The organism is Falsirhodobacter xinxiangensis, from assembly GCF_004959935.1.
In the GTDB taxonomy this organism is placed as follows: domain Bacteria; phylum Pseudomonadota; class Alphaproteobacteria; order Rhodobacterales; family Rhodobacteraceae; genus Falsirhodobacter; species Falsirhodobacter xinxiangensis.
In genome coordinates, this window is the sequence record NZ_SMYN01000004.1 from 271,588 (window position 1) to 293,280 (window position 21,693).

Below are 21,693 nucleotides of genomic sequence, written 5' to 3' on the forward strand. Positions count from 1 at the left end.
GCATGGATTTTTCGTATGCGGTCGAAGATGGCGTCGCGGTCATCACCTGGGATCTTCAGGCCAAGTCGATGAACGTCATGTCGATGCAGGGCTTTGCCGATCTGGATGGGCTGGTCGCCAGGGGGCTTTCCGATCCCGACGTGAAGGGCATCGTGCTGACCTCGGGCAAGAAGGACTTCGCGGGCGGGATGGACCTGAACGTGCTGGCCAAGATGAAGGAAGGCGGGGCGGAGACGATCTTTGCCGGGGTCATGGACATGCACGGCGTCCTGCGCCGGATCGAACGCGCGGGGATCGACCCCAAGACGCTGAAAGGCGGTAAGCCCATCGTCGCGGCGCTGCCGGGAACGGCATTGGGGATCGGGTTCGAGATTCCGCTGGCCTGCCATCGAATCATCGCCGCCGACAATCCCAAGGCCAAGATCGGCCTGCCCGAGATCCTGCTGGGCATCTTCCCCGGCGCGGGCGGCACGACGCGGTTGGTGCGCAAGATGGGCGCGATGATGGCCGCGCCGTTTCTGCTGGAGGGCAAGCTGTCCTCGCCCAAGGATGCCAAGGCGGCGGGGCTGATCGACGAGGTGGTGCCGCCCGAGGACCTGCTGGCCCGCGCCAAGGAATGGGTACTGTCGGAACCCGATATCGTGAAACCGTGGGACGCCAAGGGCTACAAGATGCCCGGCGGCGCACCCTATCACCCGGCCGGATTCATGACCTATGTCGGCGCATCCGCGATGGTGAACGGCAAGACGCAAGGGGTGTATCCTGCCGCCAAGGCGCTGCTGTCGGCGGCCTATGAGGGTGCGCTGGTTCCCTTCGACACGGCGCTGAAGATCGAGGCGCGGTGGTTCACCTCGGTGCTGATGAACCCCAGCTCCAGCGCGATGATCCGCACGCTGTTCATCAACAAGGAGGCGCTGGAGAAAGGCGCGAACCGTCCCGAGGCGCCGGATCAGAAGGTGCAAAGGCTGGGCGTGATCGGCGCGGGGATGATGGGCGCGGGCATCGCCTATGTCGCCGCCAATGCCGGGATCGAGGTCGTGCTGGTCGATAGCACGGCCGAGGCCGCCGAGCGTGGCCGCGCCCATGCCGAGGGTGTTCTGGACAAGGGCATGAAGCGCGGCAAGGTCACCGCCGACAAGAAGGCCGAGGTTCTGGCGCGGATCACCCCCACCGCCGATTACGCCGCGCTGGAGGGCTGCGACCTGATCGTCGAAGCGGTGTTCGAGGACCCGAAGGTCAAGGCCGAGGTCACGAAGAAGGCCGAAGGCGCGGGCATCTTCGCCACCAACACATCGACCCTGCCGATCACCGAACTGGCCAAGGCGGCGAACAACGCGGACCGCTACATCGGCATCCACTTCTTCAGCCCGGTCGAGAAGATGAATCTGGTGGAGATCATCAAGGGCAGGCAGACGGGTGACATAGCCGTCGCCAAGGCGCTGGATTTCGTGCGCCAGATCCGCAAGACGCCGATCGTGGTGAACGACGCGCGGTTCTTCTATGCCAACCGCTGCATCATCCCCTACATCAACGAAGGCATCCGCATGGTGGGCGAGGGCGTATCCCCCGCGCTGATCGAGAATGCGGCCAAGCTGATGGGGATGCCGCTTGGCCCGCTGCAACTGGTGGACGAGATTTCGCTAGAACTGGGCGTGAAGATCGCCAAGGCGACCAAGGCCGCGATGGGCGACGCCTATCCCGACGATGCCGTGGATGCGATCCTGTTCCCGATGGCCGAGAAGGGGCGTCTGGGCAAGAAGGCCGGCGCGGGCTTTTACGATTATGCAGACGGCAAGCGGCTTGGCCTGTGGTCGGGGCTGGAGGGTGACGCGCGGCCCGATCTGGAAACGGTGCAGCACCGTCTGATGATGGTTCAGGTGCTGGAGGCGGTGCGTGCCTTGCAGGACGGCGTGCTGACGGACATCCGCGAAGGCGACGTGGGCGCGATCCTCGGCTGGGGGTTCGCGCCGTGGACGGGGGGGCCGTTCTCGTGGCTGGACATGATGGGCGCAGCCCGCGCCGCCGAGATCTGCGACGGGCTGGAGGGCGACCGCTTCGCCGTTCCCGCGCTGTTGCGCGAGAAGGCGGCATCCGGCGCGACGTTCTACTAGACGCGGTTCGGCGGCTCCTCGCCCTTGGCGAAGGCGAGGAGGTTGTCCACCGCCATCAACCCCATCTGGGTCCGCACATCCAGCGCGGCGGTGCCCAGATGGGGCAGCAGCGTCACATTCTCCATCGTCAGCAGTTCGGGGCTGACTTCGGGCTCGCGTTCATAGACGTCCAGACCCGCACCTTTAAGCCCGTTCTGCAACGCCGTCACCAACGCCGCCTCGTCCACGATGTCGCCGCGCGCGATGTTGATGAGGATGCCGGTCATCTTCGCCAGTTCCGCAGCCCCGATCAGATGCTTCGTCGCGGGGGATGCGGGCACGGCGATGACCACGAAATCGGCGGCCAGCACCTCGTCCATCTCGGCTTGCCGCGCAAAGGGGTGGTCCTTGGGCGAGCGGTTGTGGAACAGCACCTCCATCCCGAAGCCGTGGTGGCAGCGATGCGCGATGGCCTGACCGATGCGGCCCATGCCGATGATGCCAAGGCGCTTGCCCGAAACATGGGTGCCCAGAAGCTGCGTCGGGTGCCAACCCTCCCACTTGCCGGCGCGAAGCAGACGTTCCCCTTCGCCCGCACGGCGCGCCGTCATCAGGATCAGCGTCACCGCGATGTCGGCGGTGGCATCGGTCACCGCGCCGGGGGTGTTGGTGACGATGACACCATGTTCCGCCGCCGCCGTCACGTCGATGTGGTTGTAGCCGACGCCGAAATTGGCCAGCATCCTCGCGCGGGGCGGGGTCTTGAACGTCTCTGCATCGAAACGGTCGCCCAGAGTGCACAGGACCGCGTCATACCCGGCCAAGGCGGCCAGCATCTCGTTTCGCGACAGGTTCGACGTATCCTCGCGAACCGTCACGGCATAGGCGGCGCGGGCGGCCTCCACCACTTCTTCGGGCAGGGGGCGGGTGATGAGCAGGGTTTTCAAAACAGCTTGCCTCCAAGCGGAACATCATGGCCGGGACCGACCAGCACGACCTCGCCATCGGCATCCGGCATCCCGAGGACCAGAACCTCGGACATGACCTTGCCGATCTGGCGGGGCGGGAAGTTCACGACGGCCAGCACCTGCCGCCCGATCAGACCCTCGGGGGTGTAGTGTTTGGTGATCTGGGCCGAGGACCGCTTTTCACCTATCTCGCCGCCGAAATCGACCCAGAGCTTGAAGGCGGGCTTCCTCGCCTCGGGGAAGGGTTCCGCGCGGGTGATGCGGCCGACGCGGATGTCGACCTTCTCGAAATCGTCATAGGTGATCATTTGCCAAGCTCCCGGCTGCGGTCGGCGGCTGCGCGGACGGTGCGCTGCATCAGGTCCGGCAGTTCGGCCATCAGCACCGCCAGCCCGGCGGCGGTCGTCCCGCCCGGCGAGGTGACGTTGACGCGCAACTGTTCGGCACTGTCCGGGGCGGTGTGGGCAAGCTCGCCCGCACCGGTGATGGTCGCGCGGGCAAGGCGCATGGCAAGGTCGGACGGCAGGCCTTCCGCCTCGGCGGCATGGGCCAGCGCCTCGATCATGTGAAAGACGTAAGCGGGGCCGGAGCCGGAGACGGCGGTGACCGCATCCATCTGCGCCTCGTCCGAAAGGCGCACGGTCTCGCCCACCGCGGAAAGCAGCCCTTCGGCCAGATCCAGATGCGCGGCGGTGGCGGTCGAATTGCCGATCAGCGCGGTGATCCCGCGCGAGACGGCGGCGGGGGTGTTGGGCATGGCACGGATGATCGGCGTGCCTGCGCCCAGCATCGCCTCGTAGGTGGCGATGGAAATGCCCGCCGCGACGCTGAGGAACAGGGTCTTGCCGCCGCCAAGGGATCTGAGGCCGGGCAGGGCATCGGCCATCATCTGCGGCTTTACCGCGATCAGAACGATGGCGGGATCGTCGGGCAGATCGCCGTTCAGGCGCACCCCGGTCCCGGTCAGCCAGTCCGACGGCCTCGGTTCCGTGACGTGGACCGAGACGGCGGGCAGTCCTTGCCCGAGCCAGCCCGCCAGCATGGCCGATCCCATCTTGCCGCAGCCCAAGAGCACCAGTCCACGGCGGCTCACCTCGTTCAGATCCATCGCTTTCCCCTTTTTCCGGGGGAAGGTTAGGCGTGACCGTAAGCCTCCGCAATGGCGACCTTCATCGCCATTTCCGGCGCCTGTTCCGCCCATGTCGTCATCTGGAATGCGGGGTAATAGCGTTCCGCTGCCGTGACGGCATCGCGGATCAACCGGTCGATCTGTTCATGCCCGACAAGCTGCCCCCCCGAAAGAAGCAGACCGTAACGCCAGACCATCAGGCGTTGCTCCTCCCAGAAGGTGAAGGCGCCGGTCCAGACCTGATCGTTGCAGCGGTTGACGACATCGTAAAGCTGCGGAATGCGGTGGGCGGGCGGCTCCATCTCGAAGGTGCAGATCAGGCGCAACGTCTCGTCCCGATGCGACCATGCCAGCGTCAGCGAATAGGTGCGCCACTGGCCGGTCACCTGCATGGCGATCTGATCGTCGGCGATGCGGTCGAAGTCCCATTCGTGATGTTGGGCCAACGTCTCGACCATGTCGATCGGATGCAGTTCGTCGAAATGTTCCGAGATTGACATTGGCGGCCCCTGATATCGTTTGCCCGGCGGCTGCTGCCACCAGAAGCGGGCGTGTTCGCCCACCGGGCGTGAAGCCCGCTTGCGAATCATACTAGATATTGGGGCCGCGCATGTGAATCGGTAATCTGTGGATGCGCGCGAATCTCTTGTGGAAAACTATCGCGGGGTTTCCAGCGCCTCGCGCGCGGCGATGCGGGCTTCAAGCGCAATCTGCAGTTGCCGGGCAAGTTCCGCGATGCGTTCGGGCACAGGTTCCGCTTCGATCGCGCGGAGCAGGTCGGCGGACAGCCGGTCCACATCCGTTTCGATCTGCATGTCGGCAGGTTGCGTCATCTGGCGGATTTCCCCTGCTGAATGCTCCCCAATGGGGAACCGAAGCGTTAACGTCACGTTGACCCGCAGTTACCAGACAGCGAGGGCGTTGCGGGATGGATCAGCGAAACCATGGGAAAGTCGTTCCCGATGTGCTGGACCTCATTCCCGCGCTGCGCGCTTATGCGCGAGCCTTGTGCAAGAACGCCGCCGATGCCGACGACCTGGTTCAGGATACATTGGTAAAGGCGCTTGGCAACATTGACAAGTTTCAAGAGGGAACGCGTCTGCGGGCGTGGCTTTTCACCATCATGCGCAACACCTTCCTCACCAACGTGAAGGTGCGCGCACGCGAAGCCACCGGCGGCGAGGATTGCGTGTCCGGCGCGCCCGTCGCGCAGGCGACGCAGGAATGGTATGTCCGGGGCCGCGAATTGATGGCCGCCGTGGACCGCCTGCCGCCCCATTACCGCGAGATGATCATTCTGGTCGTCATGCTGGGCGAGAGTTACGAGGTCGCGGCCGAGATCTGCGGCTGCGCCATCGGCACGGTGAAAAGCCGCGTCAACCGCGCCCGCCAGATGATCATCGAGGATCTGGGCGTCGACGCCATCTGACGCTGTCACACGGACGATTCACGACATCGGCATCGTCGCGTGGAACAGAAGGGGCCACGCAGAAGTTGTGGATTCGAAGCGAGGAGGTTCCGTCATGATCCGAATGTCCCGGGATACCAAGCGCGACGGGCACGACTGTTCGCCCGAGGCGATGAGCCTGCCCTACATCTGCCTGATCGCGGGCGTCGCGGTCCTGGTCGGGGTGGCACTGGCCTGGATCGGCTGACGCATCCGACAGAATGACAGGGGGCGGCACGGGGATCACCCGTGCCGCCCTTTTGCGTCAATTTTCCGGCAGCGCATAGGCGATGACATAATCGCCCGGCTTGGTTCCGACCGAGCCATGCCCGCCCGCGACGATCAGCACGAATTGCCGCCCGTCCACCTCATAGGTCATGGGGGTGGACTGGCCGCCCGCAGGCAGGCGTGCCTCCCACAGTTTGTCGCCGGTGGTCAGATCGTATCCGCGCAGGTAATCGTCCACCGCTGCGCCAAGGAAGGCGACGCCGCCCTTGGTGATGATCGGACCGCCGATGCCCGGCACGCCCATCGCGAAAGGCAGGGGAAGCGGGGTCATGTCGCGGACGGTGCCGTTCTTGTGCTTCCACGCCACGTCGCCCGTCGCAAGGTTCGCACCGGCGACGTAACCCCATGGCGGGGCCTGACAGGGAACCCCGAAGGCGCCAAGGAACGGACCCATGACGACGCCATAAGGGGCACCCTCGTTCCGGTTCAGGCCCTGTTCGCTGGCCGTCTCGCCCGCGCCCTTCGGCGGGATGTCGGCGCGGGGCACCAGACGCGAGGTGAAGGCGAGGTAGGTCGGCATCCCGAACATCACCTGACGTTCGGGGTCCACCGCGACGCTGCCCCAGTTGAAGGTGCCGAAGTTCCCGGGATAGACGATGGTCCCTTCCAGCGACGGCGGGGTATAGCGCCCTTCATAGTTCAGGCGGTTGAATTCGATCCGGCACATGAGCTGGTCGAAGATGGTCATGCCCCACATATCCGCCTCGCGCAGCGTTGCGGGTTTGAAGGACAGGGCCGAGGTGGGCTGGGTTTCGGCGGTGAAATCCTCGGGGATGGCGCCGCCCGGGGCGGGTTCCTCGGTCACGGGCAGGATCGGCTCACCCGTTTCGCGGTTCAGGACATAGATGTCGCCCTGTTTCGTCGGACCGACCAGCGCCGGAACGCTTGCGCCGTCCACGGTCAGGTCGATCAGCACCGGCTGGGCGGGCACGTCCATGTCCCACAGGTCGTGGTGGACGGTCTGGAACACCCATTCCTGCTGGCCATCGCCGACGTTCAGCGCAACGATCGAAGACGAATGCGCCTCGACCGCTTCGGACCGGCCCATGCCAAGCTGGTCCGGGACCTGGTTGCCCAGCGGGATATAGACCAGCCCCCGCTCCTCATCGACGGAAAACACCGACCACGAGTTCGGGCTGTTGGCGCTGTAGGTTTCGCCCCCCGCGATGTCGATGGGGGAGGTGTCCTCGGGGTTGCCGCTGTCCCAGTTCCACAGCAATTCGCCCGTCGCGATGTCGAAGGCGCGGATCACGCCCGACTGCGAGTAGATCGAGAAGTTGTCGTTCACCGCCCCGCCGATGATCAATTTGCCATCCACGGCCACGGGCGGAGAGGTCGAATAGTAATAGCCCGCCGGGTTGTAGGGCATCCCGGCTTCCAGCCGCAGGGTGCCGCCATCGGCGAAGCTTTCGCATACCTCTCCGGTTTCAGCGTTCAGCGCGATCAGGCGCGCATCGGCGGTGGGCAGATAGACGCGAGTCGGGCAGGCCTCGGGGGCCTCCGGCGTTGTGGGCGCGGTCGGCACGGCGGTCTGGGCCGGGGCGGGCATGTCCGCCATGTCCCAATAGGTCACACCACGGCAGGTCTGGTGCTGGCGGTCGGGGTTCATGCCGGAATTGGCATCGAAGCGCCAGATTTCCTGCCCCGTCGCCGCGTCCAGCGCGATGGCGATGTTGTGCGGCGTGCAGACATACAGCCGGTCGCCGATCTTCAGCGGTGTCACCTGATAGGTCGTCTCGCCCACGTCATCGGGGCGTTTCACGTCGCCGGTCTGGTAACGCCAGACCTCTTGCAGATCCGCGACGTTGGCGGGCGTGACCTGCGCCAGCGGCGAATAACGCTGGCCGTAATTCGTGCGGCCATACTGGTGCCAGTCGCCATCGGGCATCTCGTTGCCCAAGGCGGGAGCCTCGTTCACGATCTCGGTCGGAAGCTCGCCTGCGATGTCGGTAGGGTCCTGGAACATCGCATAGACGGCGACGGCGACGGTCGCCAGAACCGCCAGCGCGATGGGCAGGCCCGGTGTGCGCTGGCCCTTGTACTTGCCCGGCCCCGTCATCACCGCATCGCGCGAGGCATATCCACCCGACCACAGCCGGTTGCGCACGAAGGGCAGCCATAGCCAGATGCCGAGCAGCACCATCACGCCGCCATAGGGCGCCAGACGCCACCAGTCGAAGCCCGCTTCCCAGACCGCGAAGGCAAGCCATGCAATCAGCGTCACGGCATAGACGGACAGCGCCGCCGCCTTTCGCAGGGCGATCAGCACCGCCGTCAGCAGGACCGCAAGCCCCAGAATCAGGAAGGCGGGACTGCCGCCTTCCGCGATAAGCCATCCGCCAAGCCCGGTCAGCGCAATGCCGACCAGCCCGAACAGGATTGTTGTGAACGCGATCATTCCGCTGTCCCTTTGTCATTCCGAGAGGCGCCCGCAAGGGGGCGCGACGAATATACGCAGAAGGCCTTGGCAGGGTTCCGCCGAAATGGAAGCCGACCGGGGTGCGTCAGGCGGAAAGACAGGCTTCCCGCGCGCCACTTGGGCGTGCGGGCATTGAGGCAGGAATTCGCCGAGATGGCAAGATCAGGCGACGCGGTTCCCACGCACCCATGTGCCGCGCAGCATCGGCGCGCCTTCGACGCGGCGCATGCGGATCAGGTCGGCGCGCAGCCCCGTCTCGATCCGGCCCCGGTCGGCAAGACCCGCCGCGCGGGCAGGGGCGGCGGTGACGGTCGCGATGCCGCGGGCCATATCCTCCCACAGATCGCCAAGCTGCGTTGCCGCCAGCAGTAGCGCGCCCGGCACGTAATCGGACGACAGGATGTCCAGCAGCCCCGCCTCGGCCAATTCGCGGGCCGAGACGTTGCCCGAATGCGAGCCGCCCCGGATCACGTTCGGCGCGCCCATCATCACCGCAATGCCGTGGTCGTGGCAGGCGCGGGCCGCCTCCATCGTGGTGGGGAATTCGGCCAGCCGGATGCCATATTCGGCCGAGGTCGCGACATGGTCCGCCGTGGTGTCGTCATGGCTGGCCAGCACCGCGCCAAGACGGTTGGCGAAGGCGACGGTCTTTTCCTCGTGCAGCGTGCCGTTCTTTTCGCGCAACGCGCGCAACCCGGCGACATGTTCGGCGAAGCCTTCCTCGGACAATCCGTGCTTGCCGCGCACATATTGCTCCAGTTTCGATACGTCGCGGAACTGGCGTTGGCCGGGGGTGTGGTCCATCAGGCTGACGATGCCGATGCGGTCGTTCGGGCCGAAGGCGTCAAGCTCCTCGGCCAGCGTTTCGGAACAGACCTCGGCCCGCAGGTGCAGGAAATGGCTGATGCGCAGCGCGTCCTTGGCCCGCAGGTCGATCAGTTCCGACGCAAGCGGGCGGGCATAGGGCCGGTAATCGCCGCGCTTGCCCGACGGGACCGATCCGACACGCAGGGCGTCGAACACGGTGGTGATGCCGCAGCCCGCCAGTTCCGCGTCATGCGCGATCAGGGCGGCGGCATGGGGCCAGTCCACGCCCGGACGCGGCTGGATGTGCCGTTCCAGATTGTCGGTGTGCAGCTCCACCAGACCCGGCGCGATCAGGTCGCCCTCGCAATCGATGCCCAGCGCCGAGGGGCCGGAGATGTCGTGGATCAGCCCGTCTTTCAGCACGATCGTGCCGCGGCGGGTTTTCTCGGGCAGGACAAGGGTGGCGTTGGTCAGGATCGTTTCGGTCATGATGGGCTCGTTTGTTTTGATTTTGTCATGCGTGGGTGACATGAGGGGGCGGGACTTGAAGGATGAAGGTGACAGGCCGATGACATTCCGCCGCTATGCGATCTATTACGCGCCACGGGCGGGGAGATTCGCGGATTTCGCCGCAAGCTGGCTGGGATGGGACCCGGTTTCGGGCCGCGAGGTGGCGCATCCCGACCTGCCGCTGGACGTGGCGGCGATCACGGCCACACCGCGCAAATACGGCTTCCACGGCACGATCAAGGCGCCCTTCGTCGCGCTGCCGGGGCTGGAGGATGGGCTCGCCGAACTGGCATCCCGCTTGTCGCCCGTGTCCTTGGGCGCGCTGCATCTGCATCGCATTGGCGGGTTCATCGCCCTGACCCCCGGAATCAACCCCGAGCCGCTGGCGGCCGAGGTCGTGCGGGCGCTGGACAGGTTCCGCGCGCCGATGACGCCCGAGGATCGCGCCCGCCGCAAGCCAGAGGCGCTGAGCGAAAGGCAGCGGGAATTGCTGGATGCGTGGGGCTACCCCTATGTGATGGAGGAGTTCCGCTTTCATCTGACGCTGACCGGCAATGACGCCCCTGCGGATGTGGAACGGGTGCTGGAGCAGGTGCTTGCCCCCATCCTGCCAGATCCCTTCGTGATCGAGGATCTGTGCCTGTTCGGCGAGGCGGAGGACGGGCGATTCCATCTGGTCCACCGCTATGCGCTGACCGGCTGAAGCGCGGCAAGGAAGGCGGCGATGCCGTCTTCCGCCGTGCCGTCATTGCGGATGGTGGTGACGCGCAGCCCGGCGGGCAGGGGGATGTCGCGGGCAAGGCGGGCGGCGATATCGGCCTCCGTTTCGCGCCCGCGCCCCGCCAGCCGCCGCGCCAGCACCTTGGCCGAGGCGGTGACGTTGATGACCCGCAGCCCCGGAAACACCCCCGACGCAGGGTTCAGCATCGCGCGGGAGACGTTGAAGATCACCGTCTGCCCCTCTTGCGCGGCCTTCAGAGACGAAATCGGGATGCCATAGCACAGGCCATGCGCCTGCCAGTCCAGCGCGAAGCGGCCCGCCTCGCGGATGGCGGCGAACTCCTCGGGGGTGACGCCGACCACGTCTTCGCCGGGACCGCTGGGGCGGGTGACGGTGCGGCGGACGATGTGCAGGTCGGGCCGCGCTGCCCGCGCCCCGTCGATCAGCGTGTCCTTTCCCGCACCTGACGGGCCGCAGACGGCAAAGACCTTCATGCGAACCTCGTCACGTTCACCACTCGGTCGCAGACCCGGTCGCGTGCGCCTTCGTCGTGGAAGATGCCGATGATGGCGCTGCCCGCGGCCTTCGCCTCCTCGATCAGCGCAATCACCGTTTCGCGGTTGGCAGCGTCGAGGCTGGCGGTCGGCTCGTCCAGCAGCAGCACCGGGCGGGGCGCGATGAAGCCGCGGGCGATGTTCACGCGCTGCTGCTCGCCGCCCGAAAAGGTGGTGGGCGACAGGCCCCAGAGGCGTTCCGGGATGCGCAGGCGGGTCAGCAGGGCGGCGGCCTGTTCGTGGGCATCCTCGCAGTCCAGCGGTTCGGCCACCACGTCGATGGTCGGCACGCGCGGCACGACCCGCAGGAATTGGCTGACATAGCCCATCGTGTGCCGGCGCAGGGCGATGATCTCGCGCGGGGCGGCGCGGGCCACATCGACCCCGGCCACCATGATGGAGCCGGAGGCGGCAAGGTAGTTGCCCCAGATCATCCGCATCAGCGTCGATTTTCCTGCGCCCGACTGGCCGATCAGCCCGACGCATTCGCCCGCCGCCACGGACAGCGATGCACCCTGCATCACCGGGATCACCGTGCCGCCCTGATTGTGAAGGGTGAATGTCTTGGTCACGTTTTGCACGTCGATCATGTTACACCTGCAGGACGGAAGATACGAGAAGCTGGGTATAGGCGTGCTGCGGATCGTCCAGCACCTGATCGGTCAGGCCCTGTTCCACCACATGCCCGCCCTTCATCACCATCAGCCGGTCGGCAAGCAAACGCACCACCGCCAGATCATGCGTGACGATGATGGCCGACAGCCCCATGCGGCGGACGAGACCCCGCAGCAGGTCCAGCAGCCGCGCCTGAACGCTGACGTCCAGACCGCCCGTCGGTTCGTCCATGAACACCAGCCGCGGCCCGGTCACGAGGTTGCGCGCGATCTGGAGCCGCTGCTGCATCCCGCCGGAAAACTGCGAGGGGCGGTCGTCGATCCGGTCCGCGTTGATCTCCACCCGGCCCAGCCAGTCGGTCGCGGTGTCGCGGATGGTGCCATAGTTGCGCGCGCCGACGGCCATGAGCCGCTCGCCCACGTTCCCGCCCGCGCTGACGCCCATCCGCAGCCCGTCGCGCGGGTTCTGGTGGACATAGGCCCAGTCGGTGCGGGCCAGCATCCGGCGTTCGGGTTCCGGCATCGTCACGGTGTCGCGCCCGTCGAAGATCACCGCGCCCGTATCGGGCTGGGCGTGGCCCGCAAGGCAGGACAGCAGGGTGGATTTTCCCGACCCGCTCTCGCCCACGATGCCCATGACCTCGCCGGGGTAAAGGTCGAAGCTGACATCGGTGCAGCCGATGCGGGGGCCATAGGTCTTGCGGATGTCTTTGACCTGAAGAAGCGGTTGCATCATGCCTCCTGCCGGATGCGGCAATGATCGGTGTCGGAACAGACGAACATGCGGCTGCCCTGATCGTCGGTGATGACCTCGTCCAGATAGGTGTCGCCCGCGCCGCAGATATCGCAGTTGTGGTTCGCCTTGGACGCTTCGAACGGGTGATCCTCGAAATCGAGGGACACGACGTTGGTATGGGGCGGCAGGGCATATATCCGCTGCTCGCGCCCCGCGCCGAACAGCATCAGGGCAGGGTTGCCCGACAGTTTCGGGTTGTCGAATTTCGGGATGGGAGAGGGGTCCATGACATAGCGTCCCTCGACCTTCACCGGATAGGCATAGGCGGTCGCGATCTGGCCGTGCTTGGCGATGTCCTCATAAAGCTTCACATGCATCAGGCCGTATTCCTCCAGCTCGTGCATCTTGCGGGTCTCGGTCTCGCGCGGTTCGAGGAAACGCAGCGGTTCCGGGATCGGCACCTGAAACACGAGGATCTGGCCCTCGGTCAGGGCGGCCTCGGGGATGCGGTGGCGGGTCTGGATGATGGTGGCGTCCTGCGTGGCTTCCGTCACGGCGACGTCGGCAGTGCGCTGGAAGAATTTGCGGATGGATACCGCGTTCGTCGTGTCATCCGCGCCCTGGTCGATGACCTTCAGCACATCGTCCGGGGTCAGGCAGGCGGCAGTGACCTGCACCCCGCCCGTGCCCCAACCGTAAGGCATCGGCATCTCGCGGCTGGCGAAGGGCACCTGATAGCCGGGGATCGCGACCGCCTTCAGCAGCGCGCGGCGGATCATCCGCTTCGTATCCTCGTCCAGATAGGCGAAATTGTATTCTGTTGTATTCTTTTGGCGCGCGTTCATACTCGATCCTCGGAGGAGAGAGGGAGGAACCTATGGAATGGCTTTTTGCAGGCCTGATCGCCGGTATCGGCGGGATGGCGTTCTGGGCGTGGCCGCGTAAGCGGTAGGGTGGGGGCCGCGGTCATTCCGCGGCCTCTCGCATACGGCGCACCAGTTCCAGTTCGGACTGGAAATCGACGTAATGGGGCAGCTTGATGTGTTCGAGGAACCCTGTCGCCTGAATGTTGTCGGCGTGGGACAGCACGAATTCCTCGTCCTGCGCCGGGGCGCCGACGTAATCTTCGCCCAGCTCGCGCCAGCGCAGCGCGCGGTCCACCAGCGCCATGCTGATCGCCTTGCGTTCCGTCTGGCCGAAGGTGAGGCCATAGCCGCGGGTGAATTGCGGCGGTTCGGTCTTCGATCCCTTGAACTGGTTGACGGTTTCGCATTCCGTCAACTCGACCTCGCCGATCTCGACGCTGAAGCCCAGTTCGGGGATGTCCATTTCCACGGCCACGGTGCCGATCCTGAGTTCCCCCACGAAGGCATGGTTGCGGGCGTATCCGCGCTGCGTCGAATAGGCGAGGCCGAGGATGAACCCCTCATCTCCCCGCGTCAGGGATTGCAGGCGCAGCGCGCGGTCGGCGGGCAGTTCCAAAGGCTCGCGCGTCAGATCGCGCGGTTCGGTGTCGCTGGAGTCCTCGGGCTGGATCAGATCGCCCAGAAAGCCGGTGACATGCGGCACATGCGCGGGTTCGGCTGGTTTGCGCGGGGCCACGGGGGCCTCACCTTCCGCCATCAGCGCGAAATCCAGCAGACGGTGCGTGTAATCGAAGGTCGGGCCCAGGATCTGTCCCCCCGGCACGTCCTTGAACGTGGCCGAGACGCGGCGGATGCACTCCATCCTGGCCGTATCGACCGGGATCGACGCGCCCAGACGCGGCAGGGTGGTGCGATAGGCGCGGATCAGGAAGATCGCCTCGATCAGATCGCCGCGCGATTGCTTGATCGCCAGCGCCGCCAGCGCCGGATCGTAAAGCGAGCCTTCGGCCATCACGCGGTTCACGGCCAGCGACAGTTGCTGTTCGATCTGGTCGGTGCCCAGCTCCGCGACGCCGGGATCGCCCCGACGCTGTTCGCCAAGATAGGCGTGGGCATTCTCGATGGCGCGCTCGCCGCCTTTGACTGCGACATACATCAGGCGGCCTCCACTTTCGTCGTGCGGGGCAGGGCGGCAAGGCGGTCCCCGGCGGTGAAGAAGAAATCGAGGCCCAGCGGGAAGGCGGCCGCGTTGATGCGGAAGGCCTCGGTTTCGGGCAGCGACAGGTTGGCGTGGGTCTTGATGCCGGGGCCGCTCAGGCGCGGGCCGGTGGCGGTCAGGGCCGGCATTTCCACGATCAGCGTGGCCGAACGGTCGGGATAATCGGGGCGCCCGATGGGAAAGCGTGCCAGCGGCAGGTCGGGCCATGCGCCGATGGCGATCTGCGCATCCTCCGGGGCGGTGAAGGTCGCGCCGGTGTGGAAGGTGATCCAGTCGCGCGCCGCCGACAGCGACGGCGCAAGCCAGAGGCCAGTCGTCCGATCCGCCAGCGTCAGCAGAAGCACGCCCGCCGCAATGGAAAGCGCCGGGGGCTGTGCGCCCGCAACGGTGTGGATCGTGCCGGGCCGGGCCATCGCATCCAGCGCGGCACGGAAGGCGGTTGCCGATTGGCGCGGTTGGTCCTGAAAGCCACCTTCGAGCATCAGTCTTCCCCCCGGACCATGGTAAAGAATTCGACCTTCGTCGCGGCGGCCTTTTCGGCGCGCATCTTGCGGCGGGCGGTCTCGGCATCGGCCAGCGGCGTCAGGACGGCATCGTGGATGGCGCCTGCCTGCGGGCCCTGCATCAGCGCATCGACGATGGCGGCGCGGGTCGCATGGTGCTTGTCGCGGCCCTGGACATAGGCGTGGCCGACATCGCCCCCCTCCAGCCGAAGGGCGCAACGGGTCACCGTCATCTCGCCAAGGTTGAAGGGCGTGCCGGTGCCGCCGGCGCGACCGCGCACCATGACGGCCCCGATCTCGGGCGGGCGGGCGAAGCTGTGGGGCGGAAGGTCGGGCAGCAGGGCAGCCAGCCGCGACGGCTCGGCCCGTGCCAGAAGACCCATCCATGTCTGTCGGTTCATATCGGACACCTTGCGGGGTTGTCTGGTTATCTATACAACTAGACAAGTAGCCGATTCGCGACGTTCCGACAACGACTTGAATATGAAGTTTGCATGACATGAGCCGCACGCCTCTTTGGACCGCCATCGCCGAGGATCTTCGTTCCGCCATCGCTGCGGGACGCTATCGCGAAGGGATGCAGCTTCCGACCGAGGCGGAGCTTTCGTCGCGGTTCGGGGTGAACCGCCACACGGTGCGGCGCGCGCTTGCGGAACTTGGACATGAGGGGCTGGTGATCTCGCGCCGCGGGGCGGGGGTATTCGTCGCGGGCAAGCCGCCGCTGGATTACGCCATCGGGCGGCGGGTGCGGTTCCATGCCAACCTCGCGTCAGAGGGGCGGGTGTCAGGCCGCAAGGTGCTGGCCCTGACCGAACGGCGCGCGGACGAGGCCGAGGCGCGGGCGTTGCGCATTGCCGAAGGCGCGATGGTTCATGTGCGCGAAGGCGTGTCCTTTGCCGACGACCAACCACTTGCGGTCTATCGTTCGGTCTTTCCGGCTGAACGCTTGCCGGGGATCGGGGCTGCACTGGCGCGCGGCACCTCGATCACCGAGGCGTTGGCGGCATGCGGCGTGGGCGATTACGTCCGGGTGGAAACGCGGCTGACGGCAAAGCGCGCCAATGCGTTTCAGGCGCTGCATCTGCTGATCCGCGAGGGCGATCCGATCCTGCGCTCGGTCAGCGTCAACGCGGATGCGTCGGGTGCGCCCGTGGAATACGGGCACACCTGGTTCGCGGGCGACCGCGTGACCTTAACCGTCGCCCCGGATTAGCTTGCGGCGCAGCCAGCCCGAAAGGCTGTCCATCGCCATGACCAGCAGCACGATCAGCACGATGTAATAGGCGACGTTCTCCCAGTCCTTCTGGGTTTGGATCGCTTGGGTCAGCAGAAGGCCGATGCCGCCGCCCACCATCGCGCCGATCACCGTCGCGCCGCGCGTGTTGGATTCGAGGAAATACAGCACTTGGCTGAGGATCACCGGCGCGACCTGCGGGATGACGCCGAAACGCCCGCGTTGCAGCGCGTTGGCGCCGGTGGATCGCAACCCGTCCACCTGCTTTTCGTCGATGTTTTCCAGCGATTCCGAGAACAGCTTGCCGAAGCTGCCGGTGTCGGTGATCAGGATCGCCAGCGCGCCGGTCATCGGGCCGGGGCCGAAGGCGCGCGACAGGATGATGGTCCAGATCAGCGCATCCACCCCGCGCACGAAGTCGAAGACGCGCCGGATGCCGAACCGGGCGGGGGCCACCGGCATGAAGTTCTTTGCCGCAAGGAAGGCCAGCGGGAACGAAATCAGCGCAGCCCCGATGGTGCCGAGGAAGGCCATCAGCAGCGTCTCGAACAGGGCCCAGACCACGTCCTTGTGGCGCCACATGTCGTTGTTCCAGAAATCCGACGCCATGGCCGCGATGTTCGACATGCCGGGACGGATCTGTTCGGACGACACGGCGCTGGCGGCGATCTGGCCCCAGCTCATGTCGTGGAACGGGCTGGAGAGGGTGAAGAAGAACAGCTCCCACCCCGGGAAATAGCGGAACACCTCGGACCGGGCGCGGGTGACGCTGATACGGCCGCCGTCCAGCCGGATGTCGGCGCGGGTGTTCGACGCGGTGATCCACGCGGGCAGGGTGCCGTCCGGGGTCTGGACCTGCACGCCGTCGGTGTTGGTCACGGTGATCGTGCCATAGTCGGGGACAGTCACGCGCACCGCATCGGGATCGAAGCGCACCGACTGGTCATGGGGCAGGGCGATGGCCGTCGAGGCCCCGTCGCGCGCCACCCATTCGGGCCAGTCGTTATCCTCGTAGGTCGCGCGGCGCTCGCCCTCGATGGAAACAGAGACGGCGTTCCGGCGGTTGTCCTGCGTCACGTGGGTCTTGTAGCTCCACGCGCCGGAAATCATGATCATCGCATTGTCGCTGCGGAACCGTTGCGCCAGCCCCGGAATGTCGAAGGCAAAGAACGCATAGGTCAGATAGATCAGGATGCCCGCCGGGATCGCGAAGGATTTGAACCGCTTTTTGGCGAAGCCGCGATGGATGGGGGCAAGGTCAGTGACGGCCATGTTCGCCCTCGATCAGGGAATTGCGCCAGCGGCTCGACAGTTGGTCGATCGCGACGATGGTCAGGAACAGCAGCAGGAAGATCGAGGCGGCGGCGTCGAAGCGGCCCTGACCCCAGCTGATGGCGTTCTTCAGCTCGTATCCGATCCCGCCCGCGCCGACGAAGCCGAGGATGGCCGAGGCGCGCACGTTGATCTCGAACCGCAGCAGGGCATAGGACAGCCAGTTCGGCGCGACCTGCGGCAGGATGCCCAGCCACATGCGCTGCGACCAGCTTGCGCCGACCGAGGACAGGCCCTCGACCGGTTTCAGGTCGGCATTCTCGTTCACTTCGGAGAACAGCTTGCCCAGCGCGCCGATGGTGTGGAAGGCGATGGCGACCATCGCAGGGACCGGCCCGCCACCCATAGCAAAGATCAGCGCCAGCGCGATCACCACCTCGGGGACGGCGCGGCAGATGTCCAGAAGGCGGCGGAACACCGGGATCAGGGCAGGCCAGCGGGCAAGGCCGCGCGTCGCCAGCAGCGACAGCGCCCCGCCGATCAGCGCGCCGAACAGGGTGGCGACGGCGGCGATGTTGATCGTCTCGATCAGGGACGGCAGGTAGGTCCACATATGGCCGGGGATGTTCCCGGCCTTCTGGAACGCCTCGGCCAGCAATTCGCCGGGGAAGTCGAAGATGCGGGACAGGCCGGACAGGAAGCCCCCCGCGTTGCGGCTTTGGGCCAGATCGAAGCCGCCGGCCAGCATCGCCACGAACAGGATCAGCAATATGCCGGAATACATGCGCTTGCGTCGCGCGGCGGCGAGGTAATCGTCGCGGATGGTGTCGGTCATCTGCCGTCCCGTGAAAAAGGGGCGGGCGCGTGGCCCGCCCCGGATTGGATCAGGAGCCCGAAAGCTTGCGTGCGTCGATGATCGACTGATACTGATCGTGCGTGACCGGGATGAAGTCCTTGGCCTCGCCGTTGCCAACGCCATAAGCGCAGGTCGGATCGTTTTCCCACAGGTTCGCGGTCAGTTCGGTCACCTTGGCGCGGACGTCTTCCGGCAGGGCGTTGCGGACGACCATCGGGCCTTCGACGATCTCTTTCGATTTCCAGATCTCGACGATCTCGTTCATGTCGACCAGGCCTGCGTCCACGGCCTTGCGCAGCGCGCCCGAATTGTAGCCGTCTTCCCAGTTGCCTTGCGCGTCGGCATAGGTCACGCCCGCGTCGACATCGCCGTTGGCGACGGCGACGATGGTCTGCTCATGTCCGCCGGTGAAGCGGATGTCGCCGAAATAGTCGTTCGGCGTCATCGAGTAACCGGCCTGCGAGATTTCCACGTTCGGGATCAGGTAGCCCGAGGTCGAGTTCGGATCGCCGAAGCCGAAGGAGCGGCCCTTCATGTCGTCCAGCGAGGTGATGCCGCTGTCCTTGCGCGCGAAACCGATCGAGTAGTAGCCGATCGTGCCGTCGAGGTTCTGTTTCACCAGCACCGGGGACACGGCCTCGGCGTCGGTCAGATAGATCTTGGCATAGGCCGATGCGCCCAGCCACGCCATGTCCAGCGTGCCGCCCAGCAGGCCCTGGATCACGCCGTCATAGTCGGCGGGGGTGAACAGCTTGACCGGCACGCCAAGCTCTTCCTCGATCGCGGCGCGATAGCATTCCTGGTTGGTCATGCGGTCCTGAGCGTTCTCGCCGCCCAGAATGCCGATGTTGAAGCCGGTGATCTCTTGCGCGAAGGACGGCGCGGCAAGGGTCGAAGTCGCCAGAAGGGCGGCAAGCAGACGTTTCATGGGAAATCCCTCAGGTGTGAAGCAAAGTCTTGGCGTATTCCTGATCCGCCGGCTCGATCGAGGTCGAGGTGGCGGCTTCGGAAAAGCTGGCATCCGCGCCATAGATCTCGCGGGCGGCGGCGGTGGTCAGAAGGTCGGGCGTTCCGTCGAAGACGATGCGGCCCGCGCGCATGCCGATCACCCGGTCGCAATAGCGGCGCGCGGTGTCCAGCGTATGAAGGTTGGCAACGACGGTGCGCCCGTCGTCTTCGTGGATGCGGCGCAGGCTGTCCATCACGACCTGCGCGTTCATCGGATCGAGGCTGGCGATGGGCTCGTCCGCAAGGATCACCTTGGGGTCCTGCATCAGCGCCCGCGCGATGGCCACGCGCTGCTGCTGGCCGCCCGAAAGCGCCTCGGCCCGTTTCATGGCCTGTTCGGCAATGCCCAGCCGTTCAAGGATCGCGATGGCGCGACCGATATCGTCCGCCGACCAGATGTTGAACATCGTCGCCAGCGTCGAGCGGCGGTTCAGCAGCCCGTGCAGCACATTCGACACCACGTCCAGACGTGGCACGAGGTTGAATTGCTGGAAGATCATCGCGCACTGGCTTTGCCACGCGCGTTTGTCCGCGCCGTTCAGCGCAAGGATGTCCCGCCCCTCGAACAGCATCCGGCCCGAGGTTGCGTCGGTCATGCGGTTCATCATGCGCAGCAGCGTCGATTTCCCCGCGCCCGAACGCCCGATCACGCCGATCATCATGGGGCGGTCCACGGCGAAGGTGGCGTTGTCGACGGCGGTCTTGCCGTTGAAGATCTTGGTGACGCCCTCGGCAGAGATCAGCATGAACATCCTTTCCGTCCGGGCCGCATGACGCCGCCCGTGTTGGCCCCGCAGGTAGGGGCCGATGAAAACAGTCGGATGAATGTGCGATGAAACTTGTGTGACGCTTTGGCCGCCAAATCGCGCGCCGTTGCTTTTTCACAAGACCGTAGCCTTCGTCTGTTGCTACTCTAGGTTGATCGGCGATGGTTGCGGAGCGGTTCATGAGAATTCTGGTCGCGGATGACGATGCAACGCAGCGCTTCTACATCTCGGCCCTGCTGCGAAAGCTGGGGCACGAGCCGGTGGAGGCCGCGGACGGCGAGGAGGCGCTGCGGCTGCTGGAGTCGAGCGGCGCGCATATCCTCGTCTGCGATCTGGACATGCCGGTCATGGACGGGCTGGATCTGACGCGCCGCATCCGCGAACGGCGGGGCGGGCACTACGTCCATGTGGTGATGGTCACGGGCCGCGACCGCGAGGATGACCGCCGCCGCGCGCTGGATGTCGGGGTGGACGATTTCATCTCCAAACCGTTCGAGGCGTCGATGCTGCGCGTCAGGATCAGCGCGGCGGTCCGGCTGGTCGAACACGAGCGCCAGTTGAACGAAAAGAACCGCATCCTGCACGAGGCGCATGAGCAGATCCGCGCGGATCTGGAGGCGGCGGCGCTGGCGCAGCGGCGGATGCTGCCCTTGGGATCATCGGTGTTGGGGCGCTGTGCGTTTTCGGCGTCCTTCGTGCCGTCGGCCTTCGTGTCGGGCGACATGTTCGGCTATTTCGAACTGGGGCAGGGTCGCATCGGGTTCTATGCCATCGACGTCGCGGGTCATGGGGTGCAGGCGGCGCTGACCTCGGTCGCGTTCGGGCATCTTGTCACGGCGGAATATTTCGCCAGCAAGGCGATCGGGCCGGACGGGCGGGCCAACCCGGCGGCGCTGGCCGCATCGCTGAACCGGCGTTTCTTCAAGACCGACAGCGACGAATACCTGACCCTGTTCGCCGCCGTGCTGGAGGAGGATACGGGCGATCTGAGCTATTGCCTCGCCGGGTATCCGCCGCCTTTGCTGGTGGGCGGTGCCTCTGGCCCGCGCCGTCTGGGCGATGGCGGCTTTCCGGTCGGACTTCTGGCGCAGGCCGTCTATTCCAACAGCCACGCGAAGGTGGAGCCGGGGGATCGGATCGTGATGTTTTCCGACGGCGCGACCGAGGCCGAAGACCCCGAGGGCACCGCCTTCGGCGACACGCGCCTGAGTCATCTGATCGAGAACGAGGCCGCGCAGGACGCAAGCCGCCTGCCGCGCCGCGTGACCGAGGAACTGATGCGCTGGCGTCAGGGCCATTCGCTTGCCGACGATCTGACCGTTCTTGTCATGGAAAGGAGACCTGCATCTTGATTACCACCGAGTTTTCCAAAGGCGTCTGCCTTGTCGATCCGAACATGTCGCGCCTGACCGCAGCCACCGCCGCCGGCTTCAAGGACGAGGTGGCAGCCCTGATCGATGCCGGGAACGACCGGCTGGTGCTGGATTTTGCCAATGTCTCCTTCGTCGACTCCTCGGGGCTGGGGGCGCTGGTGGGCTTGCTGAAAAAGGTCGGCAACCGGGGCGAGATCGTGCTGTGCGGCTTGGGCGACAGCGTGGTGCAGCTGTTCCGCATCACCCGCATGGACCGGGTGTTCAAGTCTTTCCCCGACCGCGCGCAGGCGCTTCAGATGCTGGACGCATGAC

Annotated in this window: 25 protein-coding genes; 7 read left to right on the forward strand and 18 right to left on the reverse strand. The window is 65.9% G+C overall.

Annotated features, from left to right (window positions below; genetic code table 11):
* Nucleotides 1-2: 2 nt before the first annotated feature.
* Nucleotides 3-2,111 (forward strand): 3-hydroxyacyl-CoA dehydrogenase NAD-binding domain-containing protein, encoded by a 2,109-nt coding sequence (locus tag E2K76_RS07305; protein WP_136683625.1) that lies wholly within the window; start codon nt 3-5, stop codon nt 2,109-2,111.
* On the opposite strand, the gene E2K76_RS07310 is transcribed toward E2K76_RS07305, so the two are convergent.
* The 5 genes from E2K76_RS07310 to E2K76_RS20285 form a co-directional block, all read right to left on the reverse strand.
* Complete coding sequence (locus E2K76_RS07310; protein WP_169053232.1) at nt 2,108-3,037, reverse strand: 2-hydroxyacid dehydrogenase; 930 nt, start codon at nt 3,035-3,037, stop codon at nt 2,108-2,110. The two genes, E2K76_RS07305 and E2K76_RS07310, sit on opposite strands and share 4 nt — an antisense overlap.
* Nucleotides 3,034-3,366, reverse strand: a complete 333-nt coding sequence (locus E2K76_RS07315; RefSeq protein WP_136683626.1) for a tRNA-binding protein — start codon at nt 3,364-3,366, stop codon at nt 3,034-3,036. Before E2K76_RS07315 ends, E2K76_RS07310 begins: the two co-directional genes overlap by 4 nt.
* On the reverse strand, nt 3,363-4,166 hold the full coding sequence (gene proC / locus E2K76_RS07320) for a pyrroline-5-carboxylate reductase (RefSeq protein ID WP_136683627.1): 804 nt from the start codon (nt 4,164-4,166) through the stop codon (nt 3,363-3,365). Before proC ends, E2K76_RS07315 begins: the two co-directional genes overlap by 4 nt.
* A 26-nt stretch (nt 4,167-4,192) precedes the next feature.
* A complete protein-coding gene (locus E2K76_RS07325; RefSeq protein WP_136683628.1) occupies nt 4,193-4,687 on the reverse strand; it encodes a type III secretion system chaperone family protein in 495 nt (164 codons plus the stop codon).
* A gap of 156 nt (nt 4,688-4,843) precedes the next feature.
* Nucleotides 4,844-5,020: a hypothetical protein gene (locus E2K76_RS20285; RefSeq protein ID WP_169053233.1), complete on the reverse strand. Its 177-nt coding sequence runs from the start codon at nt 5,018-5,020 to the stop codon at nt 4,844-4,846.
* A gap of 95 nt (nt 5,021-5,115) precedes the next feature.
* Here E2K76_RS20285 and E2K76_RS07330 point away from each other — a divergent pair, with 95 nt between their 5' ends.
* Nucleotides 5,116-5,616, forward strand: coding sequence for a sigma-70 family RNA polymerase sigma factor (locus tag E2K76_RS07330; RefSeq protein WP_136683629.1), 501 nt, complete (start codon nt 5,116-5,118; stop codon nt 5,614-5,616).
* Between the two features lie 94 nt (nt 5,617-5,710).
* Nucleotides 5,711-5,842, forward strand: coding sequence for a hypothetical protein (locus tag E2K76_RS20975; RefSeq protein WP_281280705.1), 132 nt, complete (start codon nt 5,711-5,713; stop codon nt 5,840-5,842).
* 57 nt (nt 5,843-5,899) lie between these two features.
* On the opposite strand, the gene E2K76_RS07335 is transcribed toward E2K76_RS20975, so the two are convergent.
* Together E2K76_RS07335 and E2K76_RS07340 are read right to left on the reverse strand one after the other, a co-directional pair.
* Nucleotides 5,900-8,320, reverse strand: coding sequence for a glucose/quinate/shikimate family membrane-bound PQQ-dependent dehydrogenase (locus E2K76_RS07335; protein WP_136683630.1), 2,421 nt, complete (start codon nt 8,318-8,320; stop codon nt 5,900-5,902).
* 183 nt (nt 8,321-8,503) lie between these two features.
* Nucleotides 8,504-9,637 carry an alpha-D-ribose 1-methylphosphonate 5-triphosphate diphosphatase gene (locus E2K76_RS07340; RefSeq protein ID WP_136683631.1) on the reverse strand — a complete coding sequence of 378 codons (1,134 nt, stop codon included), beginning with the start codon at nt 9,635-9,637 and terminating at the stop codon, nt 8,504-8,506.
* A gap of 79 nt (nt 9,638-9,716) precedes the next feature.
* Between E2K76_RS07340 and E2K76_RS07345 the strand changes: the two genes are divergently transcribed.
* Nucleotides 9,717-10,361, forward strand: a complete 645-nt coding sequence (locus E2K76_RS07345) for a DUF1045 domain-containing protein (protein ID WP_136683632.1) — start codon at nt 9,717-9,719, stop codon at nt 10,359-10,361.
* On the opposite strand, the gene phnN is transcribed toward E2K76_RS07345, so the two are convergent.
* From phnN to phnG, 7 genes are all read right to left on the reverse strand, one after another.
* Nucleotides 10,343-10,873 carry a phosphonate metabolism protein/1,5-bisphosphokinase (PRPP-forming) PhnN gene (gene phnN / locus E2K76_RS07350; RefSeq protein ID WP_136683633.1) on the reverse strand — a complete coding sequence of 177 codons (531 nt, stop codon included), beginning with the start codon at nt 10,871-10,873 and terminating at the stop codon, nt 10,343-10,345. The two genes, E2K76_RS07345 and phnN, sit on opposite strands and share 19 nt — an antisense overlap.
* The gene (phnL, locus tag E2K76_RS07355) at nt 10,870-11,523 is read right to left on the reverse strand and encodes a phosphonate C-P lyase system protein PhnL (RefSeq protein WP_136683634.1); all 654 of its coding nucleotides are present in this window, start codon (nt 11,521-11,523) and stop codon (nt 10,870-10,872) included. The genes phnN and phnL overlap by 4 nt, the downstream gene beginning before the upstream one ends.
* 1 nt (nt 11,524) lies before the next feature.
* Nucleotides 11,525-12,280 (reverse strand): phosphonate C-P lyase system protein PhnK, encoded by a 756-nt coding sequence (gene phnK / locus E2K76_RS07360; protein WP_136683635.1) that lies wholly within the window; start codon nt 12,278-12,280, stop codon nt 11,525-11,527.
* Nucleotides 12,280-13,128, reverse strand: coding sequence for an alpha-D-ribose 1-methylphosphonate 5-phosphate C-P-lyase PhnJ (locus tag E2K76_RS07365; protein WP_136683636.1), 849 nt, complete (start codon nt 13,126-13,128; stop codon nt 12,280-12,282). Before E2K76_RS07365 ends, phnK begins: the two co-directional genes overlap by 1 nt.
* 121 nt (nt 13,129-13,249) lie before the next feature.
* A complete protein-coding gene (locus E2K76_RS07370; protein WP_136683637.1) occupies nt 13,250-14,305 on the reverse strand; it encodes a carbon-phosphorus lyase complex subunit PhnI in 1,056 nt (351 codons plus the stop codon).
* On the reverse strand, nt 14,305-14,850 hold the full coding sequence (gene phnH / locus E2K76_RS07375; protein WP_136683638.1) for a phosphonate C-P lyase system protein PhnH: 546 nt from the start codon (nt 14,848-14,850) through the stop codon (nt 14,305-14,307). The genes E2K76_RS07370 and phnH overlap by 1 nt, the downstream gene beginning before the upstream one ends.
* Nucleotides 14,850-15,272 (reverse strand): phosphonate C-P lyase system protein PhnG, encoded by a 423-nt coding sequence (gene phnG / locus E2K76_RS07380; RefSeq protein WP_136683639.1) that lies wholly within the window; start codon nt 15,270-15,272, stop codon nt 14,850-14,852. Before phnG ends, phnH begins: the two co-directional genes overlap by 1 nt.
* A gap of 98 nt (nt 15,273-15,370) precedes the next feature.
* On the opposite strand from phnG, the gene phnF reads away from it, so the two are divergent.
* Complete coding sequence (phnF, locus tag E2K76_RS07385) at nt 15,371-16,084, forward strand: phosphonate metabolism transcriptional regulator PhnF (protein ID WP_136683640.1); 714 nt, start codon at nt 15,371-15,373, stop codon at nt 16,082-16,084.
* Here phnF and phnE (E2K76_RS07390) read toward each other — a convergent pair.
* Genes phnE (E2K76_RS07390) through phnC form a run of 4 tightly spaced genes read right to left on the reverse strand, consistent with a single transcriptional unit; the run spans nt 16,064 to nt 19,987 of the window.
* The gene (phnE, locus tag E2K76_RS07390) at nt 16,064-17,377 is read right to left on the reverse strand and encodes a phosphonate ABC transporter, permease protein PhnE (RefSeq protein ID WP_136683641.1); all 1,314 of its coding nucleotides are present in this window, start codon (nt 17,375-17,377) and stop codon (nt 16,064-16,066) included. The genes phnF and phnE (E2K76_RS07390) overlap by 21 nt on opposite strands.
* Complete coding sequence (gene phnE / locus E2K76_RS07395) at nt 17,364-18,212, reverse strand: phosphonate ABC transporter, permease protein PhnE (protein WP_136683642.1); 849 nt, start codon at nt 18,210-18,212, stop codon at nt 17,364-17,366. The genes phnE (E2K76_RS07390) and phnE (E2K76_RS07395) overlap by 14 nt, the downstream gene beginning before the upstream one ends.
* A 49-nt stretch (nt 18,213-18,261) precedes the next feature.
* The gene (phnD, locus tag E2K76_RS07400) at nt 18,262-19,161 is read right to left on the reverse strand and encodes a phosphonate ABC transporter substrate-binding protein (protein WP_136683643.1); all 900 of its coding nucleotides are present in this window, start codon (nt 19,159-19,161) and stop codon (nt 18,262-18,264) included.
* 10 nt (nt 19,162-19,171) lie between these two features.
* Entirely contained in the window at nt 19,172-19,987 is an 816-nt protein-coding gene (gene phnC / locus E2K76_RS07405; protein ID WP_394343930.1) for a phosphonate ABC transporter ATP-binding protein, read from the reverse strand.
* 200 nt (nt 19,988-20,187) lie between these two features.
* On the opposite strand from phnC, the gene E2K76_RS07410 reads away from it, so the two are divergent.
* Both E2K76_RS07410 and E2K76_RS07415 read left to right on the forward strand, forming a co-directional pair.
* Entirely contained in the window at nt 20,188-21,360 is a 1,173-nt protein-coding gene (locus E2K76_RS07410) for a PP2C family protein-serine/threonine phosphatase (protein ID WP_169053234.1), read from the forward strand.
* Complete coding sequence (locus tag E2K76_RS07415) at nt 21,357-21,692, forward strand: STAS domain-containing protein (RefSeq protein WP_246032916.1); 336 nt, start codon at nt 21,357-21,359, stop codon at nt 21,690-21,692. The genes E2K76_RS07410 and E2K76_RS07415 overlap by 4 nt, the downstream gene beginning before the upstream one ends.
* Nucleotide 21,693 lies beyond the last annotated feature (1 nt).